12 protein-coding genes are annotated in these 11,496 nt (G+C 68.0%); all 12 read left to right on the forward strand.

The window, feature by feature from the left end; translation table 11 throughout:
• Positions 1 to 69: 69 nt before the first annotated feature.
• The 12 genes from AC1P0E_RS23440 to AC1P0E_RS23495 all read left to right on the forward strand — a co-directional run bounded on the left by AC1P0E_RS23440 (position 70) and on the right by AC1P0E_RS23495 (position 11,462).
• A complete protein-coding gene (locus AC1P0E_RS23440) occupies positions 70 to 1,332 on the forward strand; it encodes a serine hydroxymethyltransferase (RefSeq protein WP_482744099.1) in 1,263 nt (420 codons plus the stop codon).
• Positions 1,333 to 1,437: 105 nt separating this feature from the next.
• Positions 1,438 to 2,784, forward strand: coding sequence for an MraY family glycosyltransferase (locus AC1P0E_RS23445; protein WP_482744100.1), 1,347 nt, complete (start codon positions 1,438 to 1,440; stop codon positions 2,782 to 2,784).
• A 265-nt stretch (positions 2,785 to 3,049) separates the two neighbouring features.
• The gene (locus AC1P0E_RS23450) at positions 3,050 to 3,487 is read left to right on the forward strand and encodes a Cg1360 family ATP-synthase-associated protein (RefSeq protein ID WP_482744101.1); all 438 of its coding nucleotides are present in this window, start codon (positions 3,050 to 3,052) and stop codon (positions 3,485 to 3,487) included.
• Positions 3,488 to 3,712: 225 nt separating this feature from the next.
• A complete protein-coding gene (atpB, locus tag AC1P0E_RS23455; protein WP_387947856.1) occupies positions 3,713 to 4,531 on the forward strand; it encodes a F0F1 ATP synthase subunit A in 819 nt (272 codons plus the stop codon).
• A gap of 75 nt (positions 4,532 to 4,606) precedes the next feature.
• A complete protein-coding gene (atpE, locus tag AC1P0E_RS23460) occupies positions 4,607 to 4,843 on the forward strand; it encodes an ATP synthase F0 subunit C (RefSeq protein WP_138906500.1) in 237 nt (78 codons plus the stop codon).
• A gap of 39 nt (positions 4,844 to 4,882) precedes the next feature.
• Positions 4,883 to 5,425 (forward strand): F0F1 ATP synthase subunit B, encoded by a 543-nt coding sequence (locus AC1P0E_RS23465; protein WP_482744102.1) that lies wholly within the window; start codon positions 4,883 to 4,885, stop codon positions 5,423 to 5,425.
• Positions 5,422 to 6,237, forward strand: a complete 816-nt coding sequence (locus AC1P0E_RS23470; RefSeq protein ID WP_482744103.1) for a F0F1 ATP synthase subunit delta — start codon at positions 5,422 to 5,424, stop codon at positions 6,235 to 6,237. Before AC1P0E_RS23465 ends, AC1P0E_RS23470 begins: the two co-directional genes overlap by 4 nt.
• A gap of 129 nt (positions 6,238 to 6,366) precedes the next feature.
• Positions 6,367 to 7,962 carry a F0F1 ATP synthase subunit alpha gene (gene atpA, locus AC1P0E_RS23475; RefSeq protein WP_482744104.1) on the forward strand — a complete coding sequence of 532 codons (1,596 nt, stop codon included), beginning with the start codon at positions 6,367 to 6,369 and terminating at the stop codon, positions 7,960 to 7,962.
• A 20-nt stretch (positions 7,963 to 7,982) separates the two neighbouring features.
• Positions 7,983 to 8,924: a F0F1 ATP synthase subunit gamma gene (locus tag AC1P0E_RS23480; protein ID WP_482744105.1), complete on the forward strand. Its 942-nt coding sequence runs from the start codon at positions 7,983 to 7,985 to the stop codon at positions 8,922 to 8,924.
• Entirely contained in the window at positions 8,924 to 10,366 is a 1,443-nt protein-coding gene (atpD, locus tag AC1P0E_RS23485) for a F0F1 ATP synthase subunit beta (protein WP_482744106.1), read from the forward strand. Before AC1P0E_RS23480 ends, atpD begins: the two co-directional genes overlap by 1 nt.
• A gap of 138 nt (positions 10,367 to 10,504) precedes the next feature.
• The gene (locus tag AC1P0E_RS23490; RefSeq protein ID WP_214971974.1) at positions 10,505 to 10,879 is read left to right on the forward strand and encodes a F0F1 ATP synthase subunit epsilon; all 375 of its coding nucleotides are present in this window, start codon (positions 10,505 to 10,507) and stop codon (positions 10,877 to 10,879) included.
• A 136-nt stretch (positions 10,880 to 11,015) separates the two neighbouring features.
• Positions 11,016 to 11,462 (forward strand): DUF2550 domain-containing protein, encoded by a 447-nt coding sequence (locus AC1P0E_RS23495; protein ID WP_482744107.1) that lies wholly within the window; start codon positions 11,016 to 11,018, stop codon positions 11,460 to 11,462.
• The last annotated feature ends 34 nt before the right edge of the window (positions 11,463 to 11,496 follow it).

Genomic DNA, 11,496 nt, shown 5'->3' on the forward strand with positions numbered 1-11,496 from the left:
GCGGGCACGGCGGCCCGGCCCGTCCTACATTGGAGGGGCCGCACCCCTTCGCCAGGCCCGGAGCCAGCCATGCCTGTCACCGCCGCACCCGTTCAGCAGGAGCACGCCGTCCTCGGAGCCGGCTTCGACGAGCTTCGTCGCCAGGACCCGGAGATCGCCGACGTCATCCTCGGCGAAATGGGCCGCGAGGCCACCGGCCTCCAGCTGATCGCCGCCGAGAACTTCTGCTCCCCGACCGTCCTGGCCGCCCTCGGCTCCCCGCTCGCCAACAAGTACGCCGAGGGCTACCCCGGCGCCCGCCACCACGGCGGCTGCGAGCTCGTCGACGTCGCCGAGCGCATCGCCATCGACCGTGCGACCACCCTCTTCGGCGCCGAGCACGCCAACGTCCAGCCGCACTCCGGCTCCGCCGCCGTCCTCGCCGCGTACGCCGCGCTGCTGCGCCCCGGGGACACGGTCCTGGCCATGGGTCTCCCGTACGGGGGGCACCTCACCCACGGCTCCCCGGCCAACTTCTCGGGCCGCTGGTTCGACTTCATCGGCTACGGCGTCGACCACGAATCCGGTCTCATCGACTACGAGCAGGTGCGCCTCCTCGCCCGTACGCACCGCCCCAGGGCCATCGTCGTCGGCTCCATCGCCTACCCCCGGCACCCCGACTACGCGTACTTCCGCGAGATCGCCGACGAGGTCGGCTCCTACCTCATCGCGGACGCCGCGCACCCCATCGGCCTGGTCGCCGGGGGAGCGGCTCCCACTCCCGTCCCCTACGCCGATGTCGTCTGCGCCACCACCCACAAGGTGCTGCGAGGCCCGCGCGGCGGCATGCTGCTGTGCGGCGCGGAGCTCGCCGAGCGCATCGACCGGGCCGTCTTCCCCTTCACGCAGGGCGGCGCCCAGATGCACTCGGTGGCCGCGAAGGCGGTCGCTTTCGGCGAGGCGGCGACGCCCGCCTTCTCGACGTACACCCACCAGGTCGTCGCCAACGCGCGCGCACTCGCCGAGGGCCTGGCGGCGGAAGGCTTCGCCGTCACCACCGGTGGCACGGACACCCACCTGATCACCGCGGACCCGGCCCCCCTCGGCGTGGAAGGCCGCACGGCCCGGGCCCGGTTCGCGGCAGCCGGCCTGGTGCTGGACTGCTGCGCCCTGCCGTACGGCGACGAGCGCGGCATCCGCCTCGGCACCGCGGCCGTCACCACCCAGGGGATGCGCGAGCCCGAGATGGCCCGCATCGCGGGACTTCTCTCACTGGCCTTGCGGGGCGAGGGCGGGAAGGTGGCGGCCGAGGTCCGCGATCTGGCCGGGAATTTCCCTCCGTACCCCGTCTGAGAACGAGTCGTGCAACCATCAACGGATACCCGAATGTCCTGGAGCATGTGGTCGCGAAGCTAGGGTGTGGGGCTGAGATGGCCGTCGATACCTGTGGGGCAGCCCGTGCGTGAATATCTGCTGACGCTCTGTGTCACGGCGGCGGTGACCTACCTGCTGACCGGACCGGTGCGGAAGTTCGCCATCGCGACCGGCGCGATGCCGGAGATCCGTGCCCGCGACGTGCACCGGGAGCCGACACCGCGGCTCGGTGGCATCGCGATGTTCGGCGGTCTGTGCGCCGGGCTGCTGGTCGCGGACCACCTGCAGAACCTCAGCAGTGTCTTCGAGCTGTCGAACGAGCCGCGCGCGCTGCTGTCGGGCGCCGCGGTGATCTGGCTCATCGGCGTACTGGACGACAAGTTCGAGATCGACGCGCTGATCAAGCTGGGCGGCCAGTTCATCGCCGCCGGTGTGATGGTCGCGCAGGGCCTGACGATCCTGTGGCTCCCGGTGCCCGGCATCGGCCCGGTCTCGGTGACCGCCTGGCAGGGCAATCTCCTCACCGTCGCGCTCGTCGTGATCACCATCAACGCGGTGAACTTCGTGGACGGCCTCGACGGCCTGGCCGCGGGCATGGTCTGCATCGCCTCGGCGGCGTTCTTCATGTACGCGTACCGGATCTGGTACGGGTACGGCATCGAGGAAGCCGCGCCCGCCACCCTCTTCGCCGCGATCCTGATGGGTATGTGCGTGGGCTTCCTGCCGCACAACATGCACCCGGCCAGGATCTTCATGGGCGACTCCGGGTCGATGCTGATCGGCCTGGTCCTGGCGGCCGGCGCGATCTCGGTCACCGGCCAGGTGGACCCGGACGCGATGAAGCTCTTCCCGGGCGCCAGCACGCGTGAGGTCACGCACGCGATGCTGCCGGTCTTCATCCCGTTGCTGCTGCCGCTGACGATCATCGCGATCCCGGTCGCGGACCTGCTGCTGGCGATCGTGCGGCGTACCTGGCAGGGCAAGTCGCCGTTCGCGGCGGACCGGGGGCACCTGCACCACCGCCTGCTGGAGATCGGCCACTCGCACAGCCGGGCCGTGCTGATCATGTACTTCTGGTCGGCCCTGATCGCCTTCGGTGCGGTCGCGTACTCGGTGCACTCGGCGAGCATGTGGATCGTGCTCGGCATCGTCGCGCTCAGCGCGGTCGGCCTGGTGCTCCTGCTCCTGCCGCGCTTCACGCCACGTGCCCCGCGCTGGGCGGAGTCCTTCCTCCCGCCGCGCTACCGCAGGAGCAGCAGGGCCTTCGCCGACGGGGGCGGCACGGACGAGGCCGGTGAGGCTGCTGAGGGTGACGAGGCGGCCGAGGAGCCGCAGGAGCGCACGCCCGTACCCGCGGGCGTCAACGGGGCGACCGCCATCGGGCCCCGTTCGCGCTTCCCCGAGCGACACAAGGCCGGGACGCCTCGCTGACGATTTGCCGCGTCGGCCCCTAATACCAGACAAAGGGCCGGGTTGTCGTGCACAGACGGGCGGCGTCACTCTCATGTGTGACAGCCAGCACACCTCTTGGTAAAGACCTCATCAAATAGTTTGTGATACCGTTCACGAGACCCGGCGACAGAGCCGAAGGGCCGTAGTGCGAAGGCCCTTTGGACGTGAGGCACCCCCTCGGTCCCGGCTTACGCTCGTCCATGACGACACCTACTGCCCCCACCAGGAAAGCGGAGCTGCCGCCATGCCGTCCAACGACGTCCGGAGTCTCCTCCAGACCGCCGTACCCACCGCTGCCGCCGGCGCGATTGCCGCCGCTGTCAGCGCTGTGGTCGCGGGCGGCGAGGGAGCGCTCGGAGCCGTCGTCGCGACGCTGGTTGTGATCCTCTTCATGGGGGTGGGACTGGTCGTACTCCAGCGGACCGCGAAGTCGCTGCCGCACCTTTTCCAGGCGATGGGGCTGATGCTCTACACCGCCCAGTTGCTGCTGCTGTTCATCTTCGTGGCGCTGTTCAAGGACACCACCCTGTTCAACCCCAAGGCGTTTGCCATCACATTGGTCGCGACGACCCTTGTGTGGATTGCCGCTCAGGCGCGTGCGCACATGAAGGCCAAGATTCTTTACGTCGAACCGGAATCCTCCGAGGCGAAGAAGCCCGGAAACCCGGGGTCCTCGTCGTGAAGGGTAGGGCCGGTATAAAGGCGCGTTCGAGATCCTGCTATCGTCCGGTGCCAACTGCGGCACTGCGGGCGCGGGCATCCGAGCTGACGCCTGTTCCATCGCGAGGCTCAATGCCTGACAGCCGCCCCCACATCCGTTACACCAGTCCAGTGCCGAACCGCGGCCGCTTGCCGCGCCGACACAACGAGGTTGCCGTACCTATGCGCCACGCTGAAGGAGCCCGCGGTGAGTGCTGAAAAGACGACGCTCGCCTTCGATTGGAGCTGCCGCATCCTCGCCGACAACGGCTGTGGATTCCCGGCCCCGGGCCTGCACTCCTTTCTCTTCAAGCCGATGTTCACCGTCGGTGGCTACGAGTTCAACAAGCCGATGCTTCTGGCGCTGATTTCGACCGTCCTGGTCGTCGGCTTCTTCTGGGCGGCGTTCAGCAAGCCCAAGCTCGTGCCGGGCAAGCTTCAGATGATCGGCGAGGCGGGCTACGACTTCGTACGCCGCGGCATCGTCTACGAGACCCTCGGCAAGAGGGACGGTGAGAAGTACGTGCCACTGATGGTGTCGCTGTTCTTCTTCATCTGGATCATGAACATCTGGTCGGTCATCCCGCTCATGCAGTTCCCGGTGAGCTCGGTCATCGCCTTCCCGGCAGCACTTGCGGTCATCGTCTACGTGCTCTGGATGTCGCTGACATTCCGCACGCACGGTTTCGTCGGCGGACTGAAGAATGTCACCGGCTACGACAAGTCGCTCGGCCCGGTGCTGCCGCTCGTCATGGTCATCGAGTTCTTCTCGAACGTGCTTGTCCGGCCGTTCACGCACATGGTCCGACTGTTCGCGAACATGTTCGCCGGTCACCTCCTGCTGGTGATGTTCACCGTCGCCAGCTGGTACCTGCTGAACGGCTGGATGATCCCGGCCGCCGGTGTCTCGATCGTCATGACCGTCGTCATGATCGTCTTCGAGCTCTTCGTGCAGCTTGTGCAGGCGTACGTCTTCGTGCTCCTGGCCTGCACCTACATCCAGGGCGCGCTCGCCAAGCACCACTGACCAGCGCCTGCCCGTACAACCCCCATCGTCCGGTGGCCAACCCCCACCGGTCCGTACAGAGAAGGAAGAATCAGCATGGCTGCCACTGAGACCCTTGCTGCCGTCACCGGCTCCCTCGGCTCCATCGGTTACGGCCTCGCCGCCATCGGCCCCGGCGTCGGCGTCGGCATCATCTTCGGTAACGGCACCCAGGCCCTGGCCCGCCAGCCCGAGGCTGCCGGCCTGATCCGTGCCAACCAGATCCTCGGCTTCGCCTTCTGTGAGGCGCTCGCCCTGATCGGCATCGTCATGCCGTTCGTCTACGGCAAGTGATCTTCACCTCCGTAGATCTTTTCGACGAAAGGCACTGATGTGAACGCGCTGGTATTGGCGGCGACCGAGGAGCAGAATCCTCTCGTCCCGCCCGGTCCAGAGTTCGTCGTCGGGCTCATCGCCTTCGCCGTCGTCTTCTTCTTCCTCGCCAAGAAGCTCCTCCCGGCCATCAACAAGGTCCTGGACGAGCGTCGTGAGGCGATCGAGGGAGGCATCGAGAAGGCCGATGCAGCTCAGACCGAGGCCCAGAGCGTGCTTGAGCAGTACAAGGCTCAGCTCGCCGAGGCCCGCCACGAGGCCGCCCGCCTGCGCCAGGAGGCGCTGGAACAGGGCACTGTCCTGAAGGAAGAACTTCGGGCAGAGGGTCAGCGCCAGCGCGAGGAAATCATCGCCGCAGGCCACGCCCAGATCGAGGCGGACCGCAAGCAGGCCGCACTGTCGCTGCGCCAGGACGTCGGCAAGCTCGCCACCGACCTGGCCGGCAAGCTCGTCGGCGAGTCCCTCGAGGACCACGCCCGGCAGAGCCGCACGATCGACCGTTTCCTCAGCGAGCTCGAGGAGAAGGCCGAGGCCGCCCGATGAACGGAGCGAGCCGCGAGGCACTGGCCGGCGCACGCGAGCGTCTCGACGCGCTGACCGACAACACGTCGGTCGACGCGGCGAAGCTCGCGGGCGAGCTGGCCGCCGTCACCGCGCTGCTCGACCGCGAGGTGTCGCTGCGTCGGGTCCTGACCGACCCGGCGCAGGCCGGTGAGGCGAAGGCCCAGCTGGCCGCGCGACTGCTGAGCGGTCAGGTGGGTGGCGACGCCGCCGACCTGGTTTCCGGCATGGTCCGCAGCCGCTGGTCGCGGTCGCGTGACTTGGTCGACGCGATCGAGGAGCTGGCGGACACCGCCGACCTCACCGCGGCGCAGCAGGCCGGCGCGCTCGACGACGTGGAGGACGAGGTGTTCCGGTTCGGCCGGATCGTCGCGTCCGACACCGGGCTGCGGGCCGCGCTGACCGACAAGGCGGCCTCGGTCTCCGCCAAGAGCGAGCTGCTGCGCAGCCTGCTCGGCGGAAAGGCCCAGCCGGTCACCGAGCGTCTGGTGGTGCGTCTCGTGGCTCAGCCGCGTGGACGTAGCCTGGAGGCGGGACTCGAGTCCCTGTCCAAGCTCGCCGCGGCGCGCCGGGACCGCATGGTCGCCGTCGTCACCACGGCGGTGCCGCTCACCGACCAGCAGAAGCAGCGCCTCGGCGCCGCACTGGCGAAGCTGTACGGGCGCCAGATGCACCTGAACCTCGAAGTGGACCCCGAGGTCCTCGGCGGGATTGAGGTACAGGTCGGTGACGAGGTCATCAACGGGACCATCGCGGACCGTCTCGAAGAGGCGACCCGCCGCATGGCCGGCTGACCCAGCCACCAACTGAACACGTATCACTAGCGGCCCGGTTGGGCCGTGCAGAGATTGCAGAAGATTCCTGGGGGACGGCCCCCAGACCCCCAAGAACTTCGGGCCCAACAAGGAGAGCAGGGAACCCAGATGGCGGAGCTCACGATCCGGCCGGAGGAGATCCGGGACGCGCTGGAGAACTTTGTCCAGTCGTACCAGCCGGACGCGGCCTCGCGCGAGGAGGTCGGAACGGTAAGCGTTGCCGGCGACGGCATCGCGAAGGTCGAGGGTCTTCCCTCGGCCATGGCGAACGAGCTGCTGAAGTTCGAGGACGGCACCCTCGGTCTCGCCCTCAACCTTGAGGAGCGCGAGATCGGTGTCGTCGTCCTCGGCGAGTTCAGCGGTATCGAGGAGGGACAGCCGGTGCAGCGCACCGGTGAGGTCCTCTCCGTCGGCGTCGGCGAGGGTTACCTCGGCCGCGTCGTCGACCCGCTCGGCAACCCGATCGACGGTCTCGGCGAGATCGCGACCGACAGCCGCCGCGCCCTCGAGCTGCAGGCCCCCGGTGTCATGGTCCGCAAGTCGGTCCACGAGCCGATGCAGACCGGCTACAAGGCCGTCGACGCGATGGTGCCGATCGGCCGTGGCCAGCGTCAGCTGATCATTGGTGACCGTCAGACCGGCAAGACCGCTCTGGCCGTCGACACGATCATCAACCAGCGCGACAACTGGCGCTCGGGCGACGTGAACAAGCAGGTGCGCTGCATCTACGTCGCCATCGGCCAGAAGGGCTCCACCATCGCGTCCGTTCGCGGTGCGCTGGAGGAGGCGGGCGCGCTCGAGTACACGACGATCGTCGCCGCCCCGGCTTCCGACCCGGCCGGCTTCAAGTACCTCGCCCCGTACACCGGTTCGGCCATCGGCCAGCACTGGATGTACGCCGGCAAGCACGTCCTGATCATCTTCGACGACCTGTCGAAGCAGGCCGACGCCTACCGCTCCGTGTCGCTGCTGCTGCGCCGTCCGCCGGGCCGCGAGGCCTACCCGGGCGACGTCTTCTACCTGCACTCGCGTCTGCTCGAGCGCTGCGCGAAGCTCTCGGACGACATGGGTGCCGGTTCGATGACCGGTCTGCCGATCGTCGAGACCCGCGCGAACGACGTCTCGGCGTTCATCCCGACCAACGTCATCTCCATCACCGACGGCCAGTGCTTCCTGGAGTCCGACCTGTTCAACGCGGGCCAGCGCCCGGCGCTGAACGTCGGTATCTCGGTCTCGCGTGTCGGTGGCTCCGCCCAGCACAAGGCCATGAAGCAGGTTTCCGGCCGACTGCGCGTGGACCTCGCCCAGTACCGTGAGCTGGAGGCATTCGCCGCCTTCGGTTCCGACCTGGACGCGGCCTCCAAGGCGTCGCTGGAGCGCGGTAAGCGCATGGTCGAGCTGCTGAAGCAGCCGCAGTACGCCCCGGTCCCGGTCGAGGAGCAGGTTGTCTCCGTCTGGGCCGGCACCACCGGCAAGATGGACGACGTACCGGTCGAGGACATCCGCCGCTTCGAGTCCGAGCTGCTGGAGTACCTGCGCCGCGAGCGCAAGGACCTCCTCACCTCGATCGCCGAGGGCGGCAAGATGTCGGACGACACGCTCCAGTCCGTCGCCGACGCCATCAAGGCGTTCAAGCAGCAGTTCGAGACCTCGGACGGCAAGCTCCTGGGCGAGGACGCGCCGGCCGTCAACGTCTCCAAGTGACGACGGAAGGGACCTGACTCATGGGAGCGCAGCTCCGGGTCTACAAGCGTCGCATCCAAGCCGTCACCGCGACCAAGAAGATCACCAAGGCGATGGAGATGATCGCCGCCTCGCGCATCGTCAAGGCGCAGCGCAGGGTGGCGGCGTCGATGCCGTACGCGACCGAGCTCACCCGTGCGGTGACCGCGGTGGCGACCGGCTCCACCACCAAGCACGCCCTGACCACCGAGGTCGAGGCGCCGACCCGCGCCGCGGTTCTGCTCGTCACGAGCGACCGCGGTCTGGCCGGCGGCTACTCCTCCAACGCCATCAAGGCGGCGGAGCGGCTCCGTGAGCGGCTCAGCGGTGAGGGCAAGGAGGTCGACACGTACATCGTCGGCCGCAAGGGTGTCGCTTACTACAACTTCCGCGAGCGCAAGGTCGCGGAAGTGTGGACCGGCTTCACCGACAGCCCGACCTACGCGGACGCCAAGAAGGTGGCCGCACCGCTGATCGAGGCCATCCAGACGGAGACGGCCGAGGGCGGCGTGGACGAGCTGCACATCGTCTTCACGGAATTCGTGTCGATGATGACGCAGAACCCGGTCGAGAACCGGATGCTGCCGCTCTCGCTCGACGCAGTGACATCAGCGGCTGCCGCCGCGGGCGCGGAGAAGAACGGCACGAAGGGCGAGATCCTTCCGCTGTTCGACTTCGAGCCGTCGGCGGAGGACGTCCTCGACGCCCTTCTGCCGCGCTACGTCGAGAGCCGTATCTACAACGCACTGCTGCAGGCCGCCGCTTCCGAGCACGCCGCCCGCCGTCGTGCGATGAAGTCGGCGACCGACAACGCCGGGGATCTCATCAAGAGCCTCTCCCGGCTTGCCAACGCGGCCCGCCAGGCCGAAATCACCCAGGAAATCAGCGAGATCGTCGGTGGCGCCAGCGCTCTGGCCGACGCGACCGCGGGGAGTGACAAGTAATGACGACCACTGTTGAGACGGCCGCCGCCACGGGCCGCGTCGCCCGGGTCATCGGCCCGGTCGTCGACGTGGAGTTCCCCGTCGACGCGATGCCGGAGATCTACAACGCACTGCACGTCACGGTCGACGACCCGGCCGAGGAGGGTGCGCGCAAGCTGCTCACCCTCGAGGTCGCCCAGCACCTCGGTGAGGGCGTCGTCCGCGCGATCTCGATGCAGCCCACCGACGGTCTGGTCCGCCAGGCGCCGGTGACCAACACGGGCGCGGGCATCATGGTGCCGGTCGGTGACATCACCAAGGGCAAGGTCTTCAACACCCTTGGCCAGATCCTGAACGACCCGGACGCCGAGGCTCAGATCACTGAGCGCTGGCCGATCCACCGCAAGGCTCCGGCCTTCGACCAGCTCGAGTCCAAGACCGAGATGTTCGAGACCGGCCTGAAGGTCGTCGACCTTCTCACCCCGTACGTCAAGGGTGGAAAGATCGGTCTGTTCGGTGGTGCGGGCGTCGGCAAGACGGTCCTCATCCAGGAAATGATCATGCGTGTGGCGAAGCTGCACGAGGGCGTTTCCGTGTTCGCCGGTGTCGGTGAGCGCACCCGTGAGGGCAACGACCTCATCGACGAGATGACCGAGTCGGGCGTTCTGGACAAGACCGCGCTGGTCTTCGGCCAGATGGACGAGCCGCCGGGCACGCGTCTTCGCGTCGCCCTGTCCGCCCTGACCATGGCGGAGTACTTCCGCGATGTGCAGAAGCAGGACGTGCTGCTCTTCATCGACAACATCTTCCGCTTCACCCAGGCCGGTTCCGAGGTCTCCACGCTGCTCGGCCGTATGCCGTCCGCAGTGGGTTACCAGCCGACCCTGGCTGACGAGATGGGTGTGCTCCAGGAGCGCATCACCTCGACGCGTGGTCACTCGATCACCTCGATGCAGGCGATCTACGTCCCCGCGGACGACCTGACCGACCCGGCGCCGGCGACCACCTTCGCCCACCTGGACGCGACGACCGTTCTGTCGCGTCCGATCTCGGAGAAGGGCATCTACCCGGCGGTCGACCCGCTGGACTCGACGTCCCGCATCCTGGACCCGCGCTACATCACGCAGGACCACTACGACGCGGCCAGCCGCGTCAAGGGAATCCTGCAGAAGTACAAGGACCTCCAGGACATCATCGCGATCCTCGGTATCGACGAGCTGGGCGAGGAGGACAAGCTTGTTGTCCACCGTGCCCGTCGCGTCGAGCGCTTCCTGTCGCAGAACACCCACGCCGCCAAGCAGTTCACCGGCCTGGACGGTTCGGACGTTCCGCTCGACGAGTCGATCGCCGCGTTCAACGCGATCTGCGACGGCGACTACGACCACTTCCCCGAGCAGGCGTTCTTCATGTGCGGTGGCATTGAGGACCTCAAGGCCAACGCCAAGGAGCTCGGCGTCTCCTGAACGAAGTGAGCCGCGTGGGCCGAAGTGACTCACGTGACTCGTGGGAGAGGGGCGGGTACGTCCCGCCCCTCTCCGTACGCCCCCTAGAATTGACCCAACACCCGGCACAACCGCCGGGTGGTGACCCGAGGAGCCACCTTGGCTGCTGAGCTGCACGTCGAGCTGGTCGCGGCGGACCGTAACGTCTGGTCCGGCGAGGCCTCCCTGGTCGTCGCGCGGACCACGTCCGGCGACATCGGCGTCATGCCCGGTCACCAGCCGCTCCTTGGCGTGCTGGAATCGGGCCCGGTGACCATTCGTACGAGCGACGGCGGCACTGTCGTCGCCGCGGTGCACGGCGGGTTCATCTCTTTCGCCGACAACAAGCTGTCTCTGCTCGCGGAGATCGCCGAGCTGGCGGACGAGATCGACCCCGCGCGCGCCGAGCGGGCGCTGGAGCGGGCGAAGTCGGAGGCGGATGCCGCCGCCGAGCGCCGCGCCGCCGTCCGACTGAGCGCGGTTGCGGGACACTGAGTCCCGCGACAACGAATTTGACCTCAGCCGCGGTCCGTACTGGATACTCCAGGGCGGGTCGCGGCTGAGGCGATACAGCTGGAACTTGTGTTTTGTTGCCGGTACTGGATGAGATGACGCGAGGAGGTCGGTGGAGATGTTCCTCGCTCTGCTCGTGAGCGGCTCGGTAGTCGCGCTGGTACTGGTGGGACTGTTCGTCTTCGGGCTGCGCCGGCGGCTGATCCAGCGCTCCGGCGGTACCTTCGACTGCAGCCTGCGCTGGAACATCCCCGAGGAGCCCGACCGCTCGGGCAAGGGATGGGTGTACGGCGTCGCCCGCTACAGCGGCGACCGCATCGACTGGTTCCGCGTCTTCTCGTACGCCCCCCGCCCCCGCCGCGTCCTCGAGCGCTCGGCGATCGAGGTGCTCTCCCGCCGCGTCCCCGAGGGCGAGGAGGAGCTGGCGCTGCTGTCCGACCACTGCATCCTCGGCTGCTCGCACCGCGGTACGCGGCTGGAACTGGCGATGAGCGAGGACGCTCTCACCGGTTTCCTCGCCTGGCTGGAGGCCGCGCCTCCCGGCCAGCGCGTCAATGTGGCGTAGACGCCCAGAACGTAGTCGGGGGGACGGGTCACTG

The sequence above is a fragment of the Streptomyces sp. TRD_SC_5 genome (assembly GCF_056836825.1).

Coding starts and splice junctions, on each gene's coding strand:
- AC1P0E_RS23480 (WP_482744105.1), top strand. CDS start 7,983: ATGGGAGCGCAGCTCCGGGTCTACAAGCGTCGCATCCAAGCCGTCACC.
- AC1P0E_RS23450 (WP_482744101.1), top strand. CDS start 3,050: ATGCCGTCCAACGACGTCCGGAGTCTCCTCCAGACCGCCGTACCCACC.
- AC1P0E_RS23495 (WP_482744107.1), top strand. CDS start 11,016: ATGTTCCTCGCTCTGCTCGTGAGCGGCTCGGTAGTCGCGCTGGTACTG.
- atpD (WP_482744106.1), top strand. CDS start 8,924: ATGACGACCACTGTTGAGACGGCCGCCGCCACGGGCCGCGTCGCCCGG.
- AC1P0E_RS23440 (WP_482744099.1), top strand. CDS start 70: ATGCCTGTCACCGCCGCACCCGTTCAGCAGGAGCACGCCGTCCTCGGA.
- AC1P0E_RS23470 (WP_482744103.1), top strand. CDS start 5,422: ATGAACGGAGCGAGCCGCGAGGCACTGGCCGGCGCACGCGAGCGTCTC.
- atpA (WP_482744104.1), top strand. CDS start 6,367: ATGGCGGAGCTCACGATCCGGCCGGAGGAGATCCGGGACGCGCTGGAG.
- atpE (WP_138906500.1), top strand. CDS start 4,607: ATGGCTGCCACTGAGACCCTTGCTGCCGTCACCGGCTCCCTCGGCTCC.